Source organism: Pseudomonas sp. CFBP 8771, assembly GCF_014841695.1.
Classification (GTDB): domain Bacteria; phylum Pseudomonadota; class Gammaproteobacteria; order Pseudomonadales; family Pseudomonadaceae; genus Aquipseudomonas; species Aquipseudomonas baltica.
Window position 1 is genome coordinate 311076 of record NZ_JACYUJ010000004.1, and the last position, 15677, is coordinate 326752.

The window sequence follows — 15677 nt, forward strand, 5'->3', positions numbered from 1 at the left end:
AGTACACCGCGCAGTACCTGAATCCTGTGGGAGCGGGCTCTGCCCGCGAAGAGTACACCGCGCAGTACCTGAATCACCGCAGCGCGCCCTTCGCGGCCACAGACCGCTCCTACGTGGCTTCATCTTTGCCATTACACAATTTTCACCCCCGAGGAACATAATGGGACCGAACTGCCGTTTGACGACGGTCCGTCTATCTGTCCCCGAGGTTGCTGCACAATGAACATCACTCGCGCCATGGCCCTGGCTTCCCTGATGGCCGTTGCCACCAGTCCCGCCTTCGCCTTCAACCTGAACGACGCGGTCAATGCCGCCTCCACCCTGCAGAACGGCAAGCAAGGCAACAACGCTGCCGTCGCTGCAGCCCCGGAAGCCGCAGGCCTGCTGAACACCTTGGGTTCGACCCTGAACATCACTCCGACCCAGGCCATCGGCGGCACCGGCGCCATGCTGGGCCTGGCCAAGAATCAACTCAGCACCGCCGACTATTCGCAACTGAGCAAATCCGTTCCCGGCATCGACAAGCTTTCGGGCAACAACGCCTTGGGTGGATTGGGTGGCCTGAGCGGCCTGCTCGGCAAGTCCGACCAGAAAAACATCAGCGCACTGAACAACGCCCTTGGCGACGTGAAAACCACCAGCGACATGAACAGCGCCTTCAGCGCGCTGGGCATGAACAGCGGCATGGTCGGTCAGTTCGCGCCAGTCATTCTTCAGTACCTGGGCCAGCAGGGTGTCGGCGGCCCGTTGCTGCAAAGCCTGGGCAGCATCTGGGGCGCCACCGGCAGCTGATCAACGTCCCGATTCGGTGCGCAATGTGCCGATCAATTGGTCTTTCTCGGTCCATAGCTGGTTGACCCAGTTCTGGACCTTGAGCCGAAATACCGCATCGTTTTCATAATCGCCATCGATCAGGCCCGGATCGATGCTGCGCGACTTGATATCCACGATCACCTTGCGCACATCCCCGCACAACAGGTTCCAGAAGCCCGGGGTACGCCCGTGCGGATACACCACCGTGACGTCCAGCAAGCGATCCAGTTGCGGCCCCATCGCGGCCAGTACGAAGGCCACGCCGCCTGCCTTGGGCTTGAGCAGATAGCGGAAAGGGGAGGCCTGCTGCTCGCGCTTGGCCTGGGTGAAGCGAGTCCCTTCCAGATAATTGACGATGGTCACCGGCTGACGCTTGTACAGCTCGCACGCCGCCTTGGTGATTTCCAGGTCCTGGCCCTTGAGGTGTGGGTGCTTGTCCAGAAACGCCTTGCTGTAGCGCTTCATGAACGGATAGTCCAGCGCCCACCAGGCCAGCCCCAGGAACGGTACCCAGATCAGCTCCTTCTTCAGAAAGAACTTGAAGAACGGCGCGCGACCGTTGAGTGCCTGGATCAACGCGGCAATGTCGATCCACGACTGGTGATTGCTTACCACCAGATAGGACGTGCCCTTGCGCAGGTCGCGTGCCCCGCGAATATCCCACTCGGTACGGGTGCAGACCTTGAAGATCAGTTTGTCGATCTCCGACCAGGTCTCGGCAGTCCACATGACCGCCGCCGAGGCACGGTCGCGCCAGCGACCACGCACCCCCAGCTTGACCAAGGCGAACACCAGCAAGGGGCCGATCAACACCAGCGTATTGAGCAGCAGAAGGGCGGTCGCGAGACAGCCGGTGAGAAGGCGGCGCATAGGGCTACTCTGGCTTCATGAAGCAGGCAATGATAAGCACAAGCGCGCCTGTAACCAATTCTGCCCGAGGGTTTCGTCAACAAATGTTTCACTTTTATCTCGGTATGCTGCGCGCATTGCACACTGCCCCGAAGGAATCCCAGGTGAAGAACGTACTCGCCCTGTTGTCCATACTGGCCCTGCCCGCGCTGGCAGCAGAGCCGACCCTGTATGGTCGCTATGAATACATCAAGCTGCCCGAAATTGGCGGGCAGACGCTCAAGGCCAAGATGGACACCGGCGCACTGACAGCGTCGCTGTCGGCCAAGGACATCCAGACGTTCACCCGCGACGGCGACGACTGGGTACGCTTTCGCCTGGCCACCAAGGATGCCGACAACAAGATTTACGAGCACAAGATCTCGCGCATGAGCAAGATCAAGAACCGCGCCGAAGAAGACGACGATGGTGAAGGTACCGAAGTCTCGCAACGCCCCGTGGTCGACCTGGAGCTGTGCCTGGGCGACGTCAAGCGCACCATCGAGGTCAACCTGGTAGACCGCAGCAGCTTCAACTACCCCCTGCTGATCGGCGCCAAGGGCCTGCGTGAATTCAAGGCCGCGGTAAACCCTGCCCGCCGCTTCGTCGCCGACAAGCCCGACTGCTGATTCTGCGTGTGACAGGCTGGCAATGCGCCTGTCACGTATCCAACGTGCATTAATCAGGATCGTGAGGCCTACGAGGCGAACGGAAAATCTCTCATTTTCCCCCCTTGGATGCTGGTATATATTGTGGTGTATACCAGCACTGGGGAATGCACATGTCTCAGACAGCAAAAGTCTTCGTAAATGGTCGAAGCCAAGCCGTGCGCTTGCCTGCCGCTTTCCGATTCGACACCGATGAAGTCTTCATACGGCGCGATCCCGAGACCGGCGATGTTATTTTGTCCAGAAAGCCGGATTCATGGGATGAGTTTCTGGCACTTGTCGCGGAAGGCGGCATTCCAGACGACTTCCTGAACGCCGACGATCGCACCAAGGTGGGTGGTGAAAACCGTGATCCACTTGACGGTATCCCTGAATGAAGCAGCTGATGCTGGACACCAATACAGTCAGCTACCTGCTCAAGGGGCATCCAGCGGTCATCAAGAACTTGAGCGCTGTGCCAATGGCATCGGTGTGCATTTCCTCCATCACCGAGGCAGAGTTGCTTTATGGCCTGGCCAAGCGACCGTCGGCGCAGCGATTGGCGGGGCTTGTCAATGCGTTCTTGAAAACCGTCGATATCCTTCCCTGGGGCAGCCAGGCGGCCCAGGCCTATGGCTCGAGCCGAGCCGTAGGCGAGCGTCGCGGGCAATGTCTGGGCACATTGGACGGCCTTATCGCCGCCCATAGCCTTTCGCTCGGGATGACACTGGTCACCAGTGACAAGGCGTTTCGTTTTGTCGAGGGACTCGAGGTACAGGACTGGTGCGAGGTCGCGTGAGCACCCCGGCCTGTCAGGCCGACGGCACAGTCGAGCGCAGCGACTCGCGCTCACTCACCTCGGCATACCACCCTGCCAACCCCGGATAGCGCTGCCGCCAGCCAGACTCCGGCATGCGAAAATCAACATACCCCAGCGCACAGGCCACCCCGATCGCTGCGATATCGAACGCTGCGCTCAACTCCGCGACCGCCGTGGCCTCCAGATACGCCAGTCCCCGTTCGATCTTTTCCGCCTGATTATCCAGCCACAACGGCCAGTGCAGCTCAGGCGGCCGCAGGGCCTTCTCGTAGCGAATCAGCACGGCCGCGTCGAGCATCGCATCCGCCAATGACGCCACCGTCAACCGCCGCCAGCGCGACGCCCCTTCCCGAGGGATCAGCGGGTTGCCCACATGCTGGTGATCCAGATACTCCAGGATCACCCGACTGTCATGCAGCGTAGTGCCGTCTTCGAGCACCAACGCCGGAATCTTCCCGGCCGGGTTGTCCTGGTTCACTGACGCATCCGGACTGACAGGGCTCAACGCCACCGTCTTCAGCGCGACCCGCTCCAACTGACCGGTCTCATGCAGCAGCACCATGACCTTGCGAGCAAAGGGGGAGGCGGGGTTGTGGTAGAGCGTCATGGCGGGCATGAGGTGTTCTCCTTGGATAAGGAAACACCCTGTATCAGCTGTGAGATGGGGTCAAGCCGTCTCAACTTGATCGTGACCTACGCTCTCCGACATTGGGTGCGTTGGCCAGGAATGCAGGTTCACAGCTCAACTTGTACACAGGGCTATCGCTCAGCGTTCTGGCACCTCCGCTATGCCTTCGAGCAGACCTGCCTTCTTTCTCAACAGATGCCATGGCCCATCGGCAACGATTCTGCCCTGCTGAATAACCAGAACCCGGTCGAAACGCGCCAATGCTTCGATATCGTGAGTAACGCAGATCAACCCTTTACCTTTGAATGCATGCATCAAGGTGTCCCACGTAGCCATGGCCAGCTCCTGATCGAGTGAAGCGGTTGGCTCGTCAAAAAGATTGAAGCGTCCAGGTCTGTTCAACAAGCGAAGCAGGCCAAGCCGCTTGGCCTGTCCACCGGAAAGGTTGGAAGCGTTGTCGTTGAGATTCAATTGGCTCAGGAGTGCGCTCAATGATAGTTGCCGGGCCTGCTTCAACAGTTCAGGTCCGGCGGCATGGCCATACATCACGCCCGATTCCAGATCGCCCGGCAGAAATACCGCACTTTGCGGGCAGTAGCGCAGCGCGCGCAGCTGCAAGGCGCCGCAGATACGCTGGACGCAGATACCATTCAAAGAGAGATATTGTCGATACGCCGCATCCATACCCGCCAGCAACTCGAGCAGTGTTGACTTGCCTGCACCACTGGGGCCCGTGATGGCCACGCTCTCATCGGACTTGAATCGCAGGGAAGCGTCGAGCGTCAAATGTCGGCCTGACACCTCGCATGCTGCCAACTCCAACGAGGAGAAGAGGGGTGTCCCAGGTTCCAGGGATCGGTCCGGTCCATCGAATCGCGGAAGGCTGAGGGTCTGCTGCAGTTTCACTCTGTCAGCCATGAACTGGTGGGCCGAACGATAGGCTTCGGCAATGCCCGATATGTTGGTGAGAAATCCACCCGCAATCGAGCACAGGGCAACCAACTCGCCGATGGTCAATGTCGGGTTTGTCACCCCCTGGTTTCGAACGCCCCACACCAGAAGTCCACACGTGGAAAGCCCGATGAAGAGCATTTTCGCGGACCCCAGCGCCGCGGCAGAACTGGCGACGGTGGTAGCGCAACGCGCGTAGCGCTCGAATGCGAGGTTGAGCGGGGATAGCGTTTGTTCTGCCGCGCCTTCCAGCTTGATCGACCGTGCGGCGCGCAGCGTGCTGAACAGACGTTCAGAGACTTCGTCTTCGCTGTCGTTGACGTCGTTGATATGTCGAGTCCGCCACTGAATGATTCTGTGGCACACATATAAATAGATGCATGACGCCGTCAACAGCGCTGCAAAGAGTTGGGCGCCGCCAAAGTGCACAAACAGAACGCTGACGACAAGGATCTCGATGATCAGGGGCAGCCCAACGGTGACAAAGAAATTCAGTATCTGCTCATGAGCGGTAATGCCCCGGTCCGTCGCTTTGATCAAATGGCCGATTCTCAGATTATTGAAGATGCTGAATTCTTTTCTGAATATCTCCGCCATCCAGCTGATGGATCGATCCTTGACCGTCTGCTGCACCAGTCGAGTCAGGACATACGTCTGGATGGGTGCAACCGCAGCTGTCACCAGTATGACCAACGCATAACCACCGAGCAGATAAGGTATCGTCAGGTTTTCAGCGCTGTTGTCGAGTGACAGGTTGTCAATAATGGAACCCAGCAAGAGTGGAGGCGCAAACAACGAAAGCTTGAGGATGAATATCGTGATCAAGGTAGCCCCGAACAGGGCTGGCCTTTGCGTTACTGCATGCGCCAGGAAACGCCTCATACCGATGGGGCCTCATTTCAATGTTGGTTTGTTCACGAGCTGAATGCACAATTAGCCCGAGCAAACCAGTGGGCGTAGTGCGAGGCAGATAGAGATATCATTATGTTTGATTCGATACAACGTTAACGCACAGTGCTGCGTCCTGAAAAATTGTAGGATATTTAACAGTGAGCTATCAGAGTAATTAGCTTCAAAGTAGGGCGTGATCTTCGATTGTTTGATGTAGAACGGTTTGATGTGTAGGATTTGGAAACTTCGGTTGCTCGGATGATAAAGTTAAACAAAACATTACCGCCTAGTTAACCAGGGGTAACTTCCTTCCTCCCAGCTCAGCCCTTCCTCACCAATCCCCACACCCCCAGCACCGCAGGAACCCCCAACCCCACCCACGCCAGGGCATCCCACCCGCCATCCCCCAACAGGGCGGCGAACAATCCGGTGGTGCCGAGCACGCTGACCAACAGCGGAATGCGGAACACCGGCCAGAACATCGACTTCTTCCTTTTCGTCACGCCGTGGCCTCTGCGCCAGAGGCCTTGGCGGCGCGGCGGCGGACCCACCACAGGTACACGCCACTGCCCAGCACGATGATGGTCAATACATCCAGCGCCGCCCACAGGATCTGCATCGGCATGCCGCCGTAATCGCCGAAGTGCAGCGGCTGCGACAGGCCCATGGCGTCCATGTACCAAGGCCGTTCGACCACGGCAGTGACGTCCAGCGTGGTGGCGTCGATCAGCACTGGCGTCAGCAGGTGCGAGGTCAGGTGGGTACCGCCTTGCATGAACACCGCGTAATGATGTTCGCTGGAAAAGCGCGTCCCGGGGAAGGCGATGAAGTCGGGTGTCATGCCTGGCGCAGCGCCATGGGCGATGTCCAACAGGCGGGTGGCGGGCGCCAGTTGTTTGAGCGGTGGCGCGTCGCGGTAGGGTTCGATCAAGGCGCTGAGGGTTTCTGCCCGCCAGGCACCGATCAGCAGGTCGGCGCAGGCGCTGATCACCCCCGTCACGCCCACCACCAGCGCCCAGGTCAAGGTGACCACGCCGATCAGGTTGTGCAGGTCGAGCCAGCGGGTGCGGGTGGATTTCTGATTGCGCACGGTGCCAAACGTGAGTTTGCGCATGAACGGCGCATACAGCACCACCCCGGAAACGATCGCCAGCACGAACAGCAGACCCATGAATGCCAGCAACAGCTTGCCGGGCAGGCCGGCATACATGTCCACATGCAGGCGCAGCATGACCATCATGAAGCCACCGTTGGCCGAGGGCGTTTCCACGGCTTCGCCGGTACGCGCATCGAGCATGAAGGTGTGCGACGAATTGGGCTCGGTGTTGGCGGTGGCAGCGGTAATCGCCAGCACGCCGTGAGGCTCGTCCTCGTCCCAGCTGAAGTATTGCACCACTTCACCCGCACGATGGGCCTGGGCGGCTTCCACCAGTTGTTGCAGATCCAGTTGCGGCGTATTGGCAGGCATTTCGCGGAACTGTGGCGCATCGCCCAGCAGGTGTTCGATCTCGTGATGGAACACCAGGGGCAGGCCAGTGATGGCAAGCATCAGCAGGAAAAGGGTGCAGATCAGGCTGGTCCAGGTGTGGATGAAGGACCAGCGGCGGATGGTGGTGCTTTTCATTTCAGGGCCTGCAAAAAGAACCCAGCCGTCCACACAGGGATGGCTGGGTCATGGCGCGTTGAGTGCCAGGACGTTATCACCTGTAGTCGATACTGGCGACCGCTGTCGGGTAGCGGTCGGGTGCATACACGCCTTTGCGCTGGTCAGAACACCTGGTTCTGCTGCCTGCGCCGCCACTGGCTCACTTTCTCGGCCAGGACGCGGGGGCTATCCAGACCTTGGCGGCGCGCACGGCTGAACAGCAGCATGGCCAATTCCGCGGTGACCAGCGCATCGGCACTGGCGTGATGGCGCTCGCCGACCTGCAGGCCGAAATGCATGGTCCAGTCGTCCAGTCCAGCTGCGCGCAGCAGCGCATCGGGGCAGAGCATCGGCGCCAGCTCGGCGACATCGATGAAGGGGTGTTGCAACGTGCAGCCCAGACTGTCCTTGAGCGCGCGGCCCAGCATGTGCTCGTCGAACGGTGCGTGGAACGCCAGCAGCGGGCTGTCACCGACGAAGGTCATGAAATCGAGCAGGGCGTCTGCGGGCACCTGGCCGGCGGCGATCGCTTCCGGCCCCAGGCCATGGATCAACACACTGGCGCCCAGCCGCGGTTGCTCACGCAGCAATGTGCGTTCGAACTGCTGGGAGAAGTCCACCGCGCCGTCTTCGATGACCACCGCGCCGATCGACAGCACCTGGTCCTTGTTCAGGTTCAAGCCACTGGTTTCCAGGTCCAGCACCACCCAGCGCTGTTCGCGCAGGCTGCAGTCAGTCAAAGGCTGCGGGCCTGGCAACCCTTGCAGGCGCTGCTGCAGCTCGGCCGCCAGCGGCATCGGGCGTGGCCGCCGCCACGGGAACAAATTCACAGTTGATACCTCAGGCTCAGGCTGGCCTGCAGACGTTGGGCCTGGCGCAGCGACTCGCGCAGGATGCGCCGGTCCAGGTGGTTGAGTTCGGCGGGGTCGATGCGATTGGAGTAGGGCAAGTGCTGCCGAGCCTGGGCCTGATGCTGCTGCATGCGGGTCTGCTGGATGAAATGGTACGCCTCTTCGTAGGCGGCGCCGTCCTGCGCGTCGATGACCTCCTTGGCCACCAGTTGGCGCAGGCGCTCCAGGGTATTGCCGGTGTCGATGCCGTTGGCCAAGGCCAGCAGGCGCGCGCCGTCGACGAAGGGCGTCAGGCCTTGCACCTTGAGGTCCAGGGTGGCTGCCTTGTCGCTGCCTTGACGGGTCAGCACGAAGTCGCGAAAGCGCCCCACCGGTGGGCGTTGGCGCAAGGCGTTCTGCGCCAGCATGCGCTGGAACAGTCGATTGTCGGCCACCTGCTCCAGCACGCTGCGGCGCAACTGCGCACACGCCGAATCATCGCCCCATACCGTGCGCAGGTCGAAGTAGATGCTCGAATTGAGCAGGTTCTCCGGGCTCGCTTCGCGAATGAAACCGGCGAAACGCCGTGCCCATTCCAGACGCGACAGGCACAGCTCGGGGTTGCTGGCCATGACGTTGCCCGAGCACAGGCTGAAGCCGCACTGCGCCAGGGCCAGGGTGATCTGGTGCGCCAGCGGCAGCAGCTTGCCGCGGATCTCGGCGGCGTGGGCGGCGTCACGGGCTTCGAAGACGATGCCGTTGTCTTGATCGGTGTGCAGGGTCTGCTCGCGGCGGCCCTCGCTGCCGAAACACAGCCAACTGAAAGGCACGCCCGGATCACCGCGCTCTTCCAGCACCAACTCGATCACCCGGCAGACGGTGTGATCGTTGAGCAAGGTAATGAGCTGGGTGATCTGCGTCGACGATGCGCCATGGGCCAGCATGCGCTCGACCAGAGCGCTGATCTCCCCGCGCAAGGCAACCAACTGTTCCAGGCGCGAGGCATGGCGAATGGTGCGTGCCAGGTGCACCAGATCCACCCGCTGCAGGGAAAACAGGTCGCGCTCGGACACCACGCCGCACAGGCGCTGGTCTTTCACCAGACAGACATGGGCGATGTGTCGTTCGGTCATGGCCACGGCAGCATCGAAGGCGCTGGCTTCAGGGCTGAGGTGGAAGGGCCGCGGGATCATGTAGCGCTCGATGCCCGCACCGAAATCGGTGGCCGCGTCGGCCACGGCCTGGCGCAGGTCGCGCAGGGTGAAAATGCCCTGGGGGGCCTTCAGGTCATCGACGATGACGATGCTGCCCACTTGCTGCTCGTGCATCAGCCGCACGGCGTCGCGCAGCGGCAGAGAGCCTGAGCAAGTCACCGGGTGGCGCATGGCAAGGTCCCCCAGTCGGGTGTTCAGCGAATACTGGGTGCCGAGGGTTTCCACGGCCTGGCGCTGCACTTGCTGGTTGACCTGATCGAGCAGGCTGCTCACCCCGCGCAGGGCGAAGTCGCGGAACACCGTCGACAGCGCGAACAGCTTGATGAAGGCCGGCTTGTTCAACTGCAGGCAGAAGGTGTCTTCGGCCGCCAGATGCTCGGTGCGCGTGGCGCGCTCGCCGAGCAGGGCGGCCAGCGGGAAGCACTCGCCGGCAGTGATCTCGAACGTGGTTTCGGTGCCGCGACGCGCACTGTGCGGCCGCTCGCCCACCACCTGCCCTTGCTTGACGATGTAGAAATGCTCGACAGCACCGTCGGCCGGTTTGATGATGCTTTCACCGCCGGCATAGAAGCGCAGCTGGCACTGCTCGACCAGGTACGCCAGGTGGGCGTTTTCCATCTGGTTGAACGGTGGGAAACGTTGCAGGAACTGCACGGTGCCGTGGATGTTCTGCAGCACCGCGGTCTTGCCCGCCTGGGTGAAGGCGTCGGTTTTGCTCATGGCCATTACCGCTCGATAGGTCGAATCGGAAGTTGTTGTTATGGGAGATTTGTCTTTATCGTTCGGCCATGGTCGACTGCATGGGCGAAGGTGCCCATTGGACGTAAGTCTAAAAGGCGGGATCGAGCGCAATGGCCAGATGGATAGGTTCTGGATGACGGGAAGCGTATGTCCGATCACGAATTGTTGTTGAGCGATGCCGAGCGTGAAGCGCTCAGCGAACTGGGCCAGGTGCAGGCGCTGCCGCCGCAGCTGGTGCTGGTAGTGGATGATGACGACGACACGCGGGATGTCCTTGCGCAGATTCTGGCGCTGCATGGCATCGAGTGCCTGCAGGCCGACAGCGCCATGGGCGCAATGCTGCAGTTGCGCGCCAACAGGGGCATCGGGCTGTTGATCACCGACCTGCGCATGGGGCCCGAGTCGGGCCTGGACCTCATCCGTGAAGTGCGCGAGTCGGAGCGTGCGGCGCTGCCGATCATCATCATTTCAGGCGATGCCAGCGTGAAGGATGCGATTACTGCCATGCACCTGAGCGTGGTGGATTTTCTCCTCAAGCCGATCGACCTGGACCTGCTGGTAAAACTGGCGCGCGAAGAGCTCGGCTTGATCTGAAGCCTCTCTCAGGTTATCCAAGGTTATCCTGCGCCTGCCTGTGGATAACCTGTGTCGACCTCTCTGCAGGGCGCGTCCTGCAAGGCTTACAGGAAATCGTTCAAAAAACAGCCAGTTTACGGCATGTTGTGCACAATCCACGGGGACCAGGCTGTGGATAACCTCGGCGTAGATCTCTGTACACTACGCCCGGCGTGGCCTGCAGCCGGTAGATCATTTTTTGATCAGTGACGTTCGCGCCGGTTCCACCAGATATCCACACTGTAGATAACCAGTCCCGCCCAGATGAAGATGAACGTGACCAATGTCGCTGGCGCCAGATGTTCCCCGAATACCTGAACGGCCAACAGCAGCACCAGCGTGGGTGCGATGTACTGCAAAAATCCCAGTGTGGTGTAAGGCAGGTGGCGCGCGGCGGCATTGAAACACAGCAGCGGCACCAGTGTGATCGGCCCTGCAGCCATCAACCAGAGTGCATCGCTGGTAGTCCAGAAGGCCGGCTGGATACTGACGGCATCGCCGTGCCAAAGCAGCCAGCCCGCGGCCAGCGGTACCAGCAACCAGGTTTCGATCACCAACCCTGGCAACGCGGCCACCGGTGCCCGCTTGCGGATCAGTCCGTAGAAACTGAACGTCAGGGCCAGTGCCAACGAGACCCATGGCAGGCTGCCCACCTGCCAGACCTGCTGCGCCACCCCCGTCGCCGCCAGCGCCACGGCGATCCATTGCAGCGGGCGCAGCCGCTCGCGCAGGATCAGCAAGCCGAGCACGACGTTGAGCAGCGGGTTGATGTAGTAGCCCAGGCTGGCCTCGAGCAGTCGACCGTTGTTCACCGCCCACACATAGACCAGCCAGTTGGCGGCGATCAGGCAACCGCTGCCCACCAGGATCGCCAGGCGCACAGGGTTGTCGCGCAATTCGCGCAGCCAGCCGGGATGCTTCCACACCAGCAGCAGCAATGAGCCGAGCAGCGCCGACCAAAGCACGCGCTGGGCGATGATCTCCACGGCCGGGTAGTGCGCAAGGGTCTTGAAGTAGAGAGGGATGAACCCCCAACAGATGTAGGCGCTCAGGCCCAGGATGTACCCCCGACGGGGATTGGCGACTTGCATGGAGCTCCCTGCTGGCACGGTTTCGAAATCGAATCGCTGGTCGGTAACTGTTACACATCAAAGCATTGGAAACAAAAAGGCGAACGCTGCTTTCAGGTCCGGCGCCCGGCTAGAACAGCTTCAACGGTTCTTCGTTGAGTGCTGCCAGCTGCTCGCGCAACGCCAGCACCTGGTCACCCCAATACCGCTCGGTGCCGAACCAGGGAAAACTGCGCGGAAAGGCTGGATCTTCCCAGCGCCGCGCCAGCCAGGCGCTGTAGTGCATCAGGCGCAGCGCCCGCAGGGGTTCGATCAGCGCCAGCTCACGCGGATCGAAGTCGTGGAATTCGCGGTAGCCGTCCATCAGCTCGGACAACTGGCCGAGGCATTCCTGGCGGTCGCCGGCGAGCATCATCCACAGATCCTGAACCGCCGGGCCCATGCGGCAATCGTCGAGGTCGACGATATGAAACACTTCGTCGCGGCACATCATGTTGCCCGGGTGGCAGTCGCCGTGCATGCGGATGTTCTGGTGCGGTGTGGCCTTGTACACCTCTTCCACGCGCTTGAGCAGGTCTCGGGCGACCGACTCGTAGGCGGGCAGCAGGCTGCGCGGTACATGGTTGCCTTCGAGCAAGGTCTGCAGCGAATCGTGGCCGAAATTCTGCACCCCCAACGCTTCGCGGTGCTCGAACGGGCGTGTGGCGCCCACGGCATGCAGGCGGCCCAGCAGCTGGCCCAGGCGATAGAGCTGATCGAGATTGCCCGGCTCCGGCGCCCGGCCGCCGCGGCGAGGAAACAGGGTGAAGCGGAAACCGGCGTGCTCGAACAGCGTTTCGCCTTCATGCACCATGGGGGCGACCACGGGCACTTCGCAATCGGCCAGCTCGGCGGTGAAGGCGTGTTCTTCGAGGATGGCCGCGTTGGTCCAGCGATCGGGACGGTAGAACTTGGCAATCAGCGGTTGGCCATCTTCGATGCCCACCTGGTAGACGCGGTTCTCGTAGCTGTTGAGCGCCAGCACCCGGGCATCGCTGAGAAAGCCGATGCTTTCCACGGCGTCGAGCACCAGGTCTGGGGTCAGTGTTTCAAAAGGGTGGGCCATGCGTACTCCTGCGCGCGGCAGGCTGCCGCGTCCGGCTCGCCATGGTAGCGCAGACGCTGCGGCAGCGGTGGCGCGTTACGCGCCGATCACCCCGCCATCCTCGCGGCTGATGGCAATCACCGAGGAGCGCGGCTTGCCGTTGGGCAGGTGCTCGGGGAAGGTCGAACCACCGTTTTCACCCGGATGCTGGATGCCGATGAACAGGGTGCGTTGATCGGGGGCGAAGCTGACGCCGGTGACTTCGCAGCCGACCGGGCCGACCATGAAGCGACGGATCTCGCCGCTGGCCGGGTCCGCGCAGAGCATCTGGTTGTTGCCCATGCCGGCGAAGTCACCCGCGTTGCTGGTGTCGCCATCGGTCTGTACCCACAGTCGACCGGCATCGTCGAACGCCAGGCCATCGGGGCTGTTGAACATGTTCTGCGGATTGATGTTGGACGAGCCGCCCTTGGCCTGGCCAGGGTGCACGCTGGGGTTGCCGGCCACCAGGAACAGGTCCCACTCGAATTCCATGGCGCCGTGCTCGTCGCCGCTTTCGCGCCAGCGCAGGATCTGACCGTAGACGTTCTTCGCGCGCGGGTTGGGGCCGCCGACCGGTTGGCCGTCGTCACCGCGTTTGACGTTGTTGGTCAGGGTGCAATAGACCTGGCCATCTTTCGGGCTGACCACGATCCACTCGGGACGGTCCATGCGCGTGGCCTGCATGACGGTGGCAGCCAGTCGCGCGTGGATCAGTACCTCGGCCTGGCTGGCAAAGCCTTTGCTGGCATCCAGGCCGTGCTTGCCATGGGTCAGCTCCAGCCATTGGCCGCGGCCCTTGGGGTGGTCGGGGTTGCCGTCGCCGTCGTCGAAACGCGCAACGTACAGTGTGCCGTGGTCGAGCAGGTCACGATTGGCCTTGGGGTTGTGGTGATCGATGCGATCGCGGCTGATGAATTTGTAGATGAATTCGCCACGCTCGTCGTCGCCCATGTATACCACGGCATGCCCGTCGCGGGTTTCGGCCAGGGCTGCGTTCTCATGCTTGAAGCGACCCAGTGCGGTGCGCTTGACCGGCATGGCGGTGGGGTCGAACGGGTCCACTTCCACGACCCAGCCATGACGGTTGAGTTCGTTGGGGTTGCGCGCCATGTCGAAGCGCGGATCGTGGGGGTGCCAATTGATTTCCTTGCTGGCCGCGACCACGCCGTAGCGTTTCTGCGGCGCCGTGAAGGCCAGCGTCGCGTCGGTGCTGCCGAAGCAGTCGGTGAAGTTTTCTTCGCACGTGAGGTAGGTGCCCCAGGGCGTCTTGCCATTGGCACAGTTCTGGAACGTGCCATGCACCAGTTGCCCGGTGCTGTCGGCGGCGGTCTTGAGCAGAGCGTCGCCTGCGGCTGGCCCGCTGACGCGGATCGGCGTGTTGCCGTGAACGCGGCGGTTGTACTGCGAGCCCTGGACGAAGTGCCAGTGGCCGGCCTTGCGCTGGATCTCGATCACCGACAGGCCTTCGCAGGCCAGGGCCTTGCGCACCTCTTCAGCCGACTGCGGGCTGCCGCCGTGGGCGTAGAGGTAGCGGTAGTTGGTGTATTCGTTGTTGATGGCCATCAACGCGCGATTGGCGTCGTTGGGGAAGGGGAACAGACTCATGCCATCGTTGTTGTCGCCGAACTGCACTTCCTGGGCTTCGGCGCTGCCGTTGCCACTGGGGTCGAACGCAGGGCCGCCGGCTTGCAGGGGTTGCCCCCAGCTGATCAGCACGCTGGCCCGATAGCCTGGCGGCAGGCTGATGGTGTCGCTGGTGGCAGCCGCAATGCCGGTGAAACCGAGCAGGCCGCTGTTACCGGCGCTCACGGCGCTGGCCACGGCCGTGCGGGTCAGCAGGTTACCGCCCATGAACATTGCGGCACCGCACAATGCGCCAGCACCGATGAAGCGACGACGGCTCAGGCCGGTGATCTTTTCCAGGTCGGTGGCTTGATGTTCTTCTAATAGGCTCATGATCATCTCCCTTCAGGTCAGCGAGTACCTTAAGGAGGGATTATGACGAACAGGTTGCAGGCAGGGGGTGTGCCGATGCGTGCGTGCAGAAATGTTTCCGAATACAGCAATACGGGGGGAACCACGGTGCAAAGCCAGCATGAATGCGCACAAGAGAATTAGCTAACCAGATGGGCTAAGATACACTGTAGTCACCTGTACAAAGGAGTCGCCACCGATGGCCATTCACAATGTTCACGATGCCAAAAGCAATCTGTCCCGGCTACTGGATCAAGCTGCGGCCGGTGAAGTGGTCGTCATTGCCAAAGCCGGCAAGCCGGTTGCCCGGCTGGTGGCTTATGACACGCCACTAGCGGGTGAAGCAAAGCGTATCGGTTTCATGCTTGACCTGGAGGTACCCGAAGACTTTGATGAGCTGGACATTGAGGTCGCCAATCTCTTCGAGGGCAAGGTGTGAAGTTACTGCTCGACACGCATATCCTGATCTGGGTTGCCAAGGACAGCCCGATGCTTTCAGCAAGTGCTCGATCGTTGATCGGCAATATGGATCACGAGGTGTACTTCAGCGCAGCGAGCCTGTGGGAAGTGGCCATCAAGAACGGTCTGAGCCGCAGCGCCACGGTCATCGATACGGCGCGTCTGCGCCGGCAGCTATTGCTCAATGGCTACAGCGAGCTACCCATCACTGCAGCCCATGGCATGGCCGTGGAAAAACTGCCGCCCATTCATCGCGATCCGTTCGATCGCCTGCTATTCGCCCAGGCTACCCTCGAGAGCATGCAGTTACTGACGGCCGACGCATTGTTGAGCCAATACGGCGCACCCGCATTGCACGTTTGAAT

17 protein-coding genes are annotated in these 15677 nt (G+C 61.4%); 7 read left to right on the forward strand and 10 right to left on the reverse strand.

Going from position 1 to position 15677, the window contains the following annotated elements:
* The first annotated feature begins 219 nt into the window (after positions 1–219).
* Positions 220–792 carry a DUF2780 domain-containing protein gene (locus IFT80_RS11265; RefSeq protein ID WP_122480429.1) on the forward strand — a complete coding sequence of 191 codons (573 nt, stop codon included), beginning with the start codon at positions 220–222 and terminating at the stop codon, positions 790–792.
* Here IFT80_RS11265 and IFT80_RS11270 read toward each other — a convergent pair whose 3' ends face one another.
* Positions 793–1683, reverse strand: coding sequence for an acyltransferase (locus IFT80_RS11270; RefSeq protein WP_192137569.1), 891 nt, complete (start codon positions 1681–1683; stop codon positions 793–795).
* 143 nt (positions 1684–1826) lie between these two features.
* Between IFT80_RS11270 and rloA2 the strand changes: the two genes are divergently transcribed.
* The 3 genes from rloA2 (at position 1827) to IFT80_RS11285 (ending at position 3147) form a co-directional block, all read left to right on the forward strand.
* Complete coding sequence (gene rloA2 / locus IFT80_RS11275) at positions 1827–2330, forward strand: retropepsin-like aspartic peptidase RloA2 (protein ID WP_192055815.1); 504 nt, start codon at positions 1827–1829, stop codon at positions 2328–2330.
* Between the two features lie 152 nt (positions 2331–2482).
* A complete protein-coding gene (locus IFT80_RS11280; RefSeq protein ID WP_192137570.1) occupies positions 2483–2746 on the forward strand; it encodes an antitoxin in 264 nt (87 codons plus the stop codon).
* Positions 2743–3147 carry a type II toxin-antitoxin system VapC family toxin gene (locus IFT80_RS11285; protein WP_122480426.1) on the forward strand — a complete coding sequence of 135 codons (405 nt, stop codon included), beginning with the start codon at positions 2743–2745 and terminating at the stop codon, positions 3145–3147. The genes IFT80_RS11280 and IFT80_RS11285 overlap by 4 nt, the downstream gene beginning before the upstream one ends.
* Before the next feature lie 13 nt (positions 3148–3160).
* On the opposite strand, the gene IFT80_RS11290 is transcribed toward IFT80_RS11285, so the two are convergent.
* The 6 genes from IFT80_RS11290 to IFT80_RS11315 all read right to left on the reverse strand — a co-directional run bounded on the left by IFT80_RS11290 (position 3161) and on the right by IFT80_RS11315 (position 10053).
* Positions 3161–3784 carry a glutathione S-transferase gene (locus IFT80_RS11290; protein WP_240998857.1) on the reverse strand — a complete coding sequence of 208 codons (624 nt, stop codon included), beginning with the start codon at positions 3782–3784 and terminating at the stop codon, positions 3161–3163.
* Positions 3785–3934: 150 nt separating this feature from the next.
* Positions 3935–5629: an ATP-binding cassette domain-containing protein gene (locus IFT80_RS11295; RefSeq protein WP_192137571.1), complete on the reverse strand. Its 1695-nt coding sequence runs from the start codon at positions 5627–5629 to the stop codon at positions 3935–3937.
* 329 nt (positions 5630–5958) lie between these two features.
* Complete coding sequence (locus IFT80_RS11300; RefSeq protein WP_192102987.1) at positions 5959–6141, reverse strand: hypothetical protein; 183 nt, start codon at positions 6139–6141, stop codon at positions 5959–5961.
* Complete coding sequence (locus IFT80_RS11305) at positions 6138–7262, reverse strand: PepSY-associated TM helix domain-containing protein (protein ID WP_192137572.1); 1125 nt, start codon at positions 7260–7262, stop codon at positions 6138–6140. Before IFT80_RS11305 ends, IFT80_RS11300 begins: the two co-directional genes overlap by 4 nt.
* 143 nt (positions 7263–7405) lie before the next feature.
* A complete protein-coding gene (locus IFT80_RS11310; RefSeq protein ID WP_446730986.1) occupies positions 7406–8113 on the reverse strand; it encodes a 3'-5' exonuclease in 708 nt (235 codons plus the stop codon).
* A complete protein-coding gene (locus tag IFT80_RS11315; protein WP_192137573.1) occupies positions 8110–10053 on the reverse strand; it encodes a putative nucleotidyltransferase substrate binding domain-containing protein in 1944 nt (647 codons plus the stop codon). The genes IFT80_RS11310 and IFT80_RS11315 overlap by 4 nt, the downstream gene beginning before the upstream one ends.
* 162 nt (positions 10054–10215) lie before the next feature.
* Between IFT80_RS11315 and IFT80_RS11320 the strand changes: the two genes are divergently transcribed.
* On the forward strand, positions 10216–10662 hold the full coding sequence (locus IFT80_RS11320) for a response regulator (RefSeq protein ID WP_192055805.1): 447 nt from the start codon (positions 10216–10218) through the stop codon (positions 10660–10662).
* Positions 10663–10886: 224 nt separating this feature from the next.
* Here IFT80_RS11320 and rarD read toward each other — a convergent pair whose 3' ends face one another.
* The 3 genes from rarD to IFT80_RS11335 form a co-directional block, all read right to left on the reverse strand.
* A complete protein-coding gene (rarD, locus tag IFT80_RS11325; RefSeq protein WP_192137574.1) occupies positions 10887–11774 on the reverse strand; it encodes an EamA family transporter RarD in 888 nt (295 codons plus the stop codon).
* A 109-nt stretch (positions 11775–11883) separates the two neighbouring features.
* Positions 11884–12858 (reverse strand): serine/threonine protein kinase, encoded by a 975-nt coding sequence (locus IFT80_RS11330; RefSeq protein ID WP_122714579.1) that lies wholly within the window; start codon positions 12856–12858, stop codon positions 11884–11886.
* Positions 12859–12933: 75 nt separating this feature from the next.
* Positions 12934–14835, reverse strand: a complete 1902-nt coding sequence (locus IFT80_RS11335) for a PhoX family protein (RefSeq protein ID WP_192137575.1) — start codon at positions 14833–14835, stop codon at positions 12934–12936.
* A 217-nt stretch (positions 14836–15052) separates the two neighbouring features.
* On the opposite strand from IFT80_RS11335, the gene IFT80_RS11340 reads away from it, so the two are divergent.
* Complete coding sequence (locus IFT80_RS11340; RefSeq protein ID WP_122480418.1) at positions 15053–15292, forward strand: type II toxin-antitoxin system Phd/YefM family antitoxin; 240 nt, start codon at positions 15053–15055, stop codon at positions 15290–15292.
* Positions 15289–15675 carry a type II toxin-antitoxin system VapC family toxin gene (locus IFT80_RS11345; protein ID WP_122480417.1) on the forward strand — a complete coding sequence of 129 codons (387 nt, stop codon included), beginning with the start codon at positions 15289–15291 and terminating at the stop codon, positions 15673–15675. Before IFT80_RS11340 ends, IFT80_RS11345 begins: the two co-directional genes overlap by 4 nt.
* Positions 15676–15677: the final 2 nt, after the last annotated feature.

Bases quoted from the DNA above. Each gene is read 5' to 3' on its own strand.
- IFT80_RS11320 (WP_192055805.1), top strand. From the start codon at position 10,216: ATGTCCGATCACGAATTGTTGTTGAGCGATGCCGAGCGTGAAGCGCTC.
- IFT80_RS11290 (WP_240998857.1), bottom strand. From the start codon at position 3,784: ATGCCCGCCATGACGCTCTACCACAACCCCGCCTCCCCCTTTGCTCGC.
- IFT80_RS11335 (WP_192137575.1), bottom strand. From the start codon at position 14,835: ATGAGCCTATTAGAAGAACATCAAGCCACCGACCTGGAAAAGATCACC.
- rarD (WP_192137574.1), bottom strand. From the start codon at position 11,774: ATGCAAGTCGCCAATCCCCGTCGGGGGTACATCCTGGGCCTGAGCGCC.
- IFT80_RS11305 (WP_192137572.1), bottom strand. From the start codon at position 7,262: ATGAAAAGCACCACCATCCGCCGCTGGTCCTTCATCCACACCTGGACC.
- IFT80_RS11295 (WP_192137571.1), bottom strand. From the start codon at position 5,629: ATGAGGCGTTTCCTGGCGCATGCAGTAACGCAAAGGCCAGCCCTGTTC.
- IFT80_RS11285 (WP_122480426.1), top strand. From the start codon at position 2,743: ATGAAGCAGCTGATGCTGGACACCAATACAGTCAGCTACCTGCTCAAG.
- IFT80_RS11330 (WP_122714579.1), bottom strand. From the start codon at position 12,858: ATGGCCCACCCTTTTGAAACACTGACCCCAGACCTGGTGCTCGACGCC.
- IFT80_RS11315 (WP_192137573.1), bottom strand. From the start codon at position 10,053: ATGGCCATGAGCAAAACCGACGCCTTCACCCAGGCGGGCAAGACCGCG.
- IFT80_RS11270 (WP_192137569.1), bottom strand. From the start codon at position 1,683: ATGCGCCGCCTTCTCACCGGCTGTCTCGCGACCGCCCTTCTGCTGCTC.
- IFT80_RS11265 (WP_122480429.1), top strand. From the start codon at position 220: ATGAACATCACTCGCGCCATGGCCCTGGCTTCCCTGATGGCCGTTGCC.
- IFT80_RS11340 (WP_122480418.1), top strand. From the start codon at position 15,053: ATGGCCATTCACAATGTTCACGATGCCAAAAGCAATCTGTCCCGGCTA.
- IFT80_RS11280 (WP_192137570.1), top strand. From the start codon at position 2,483: ATGTCTCAGACAGCAAAAGTCTTCGTAAATGGTCGAAGCCAAGCCGTG.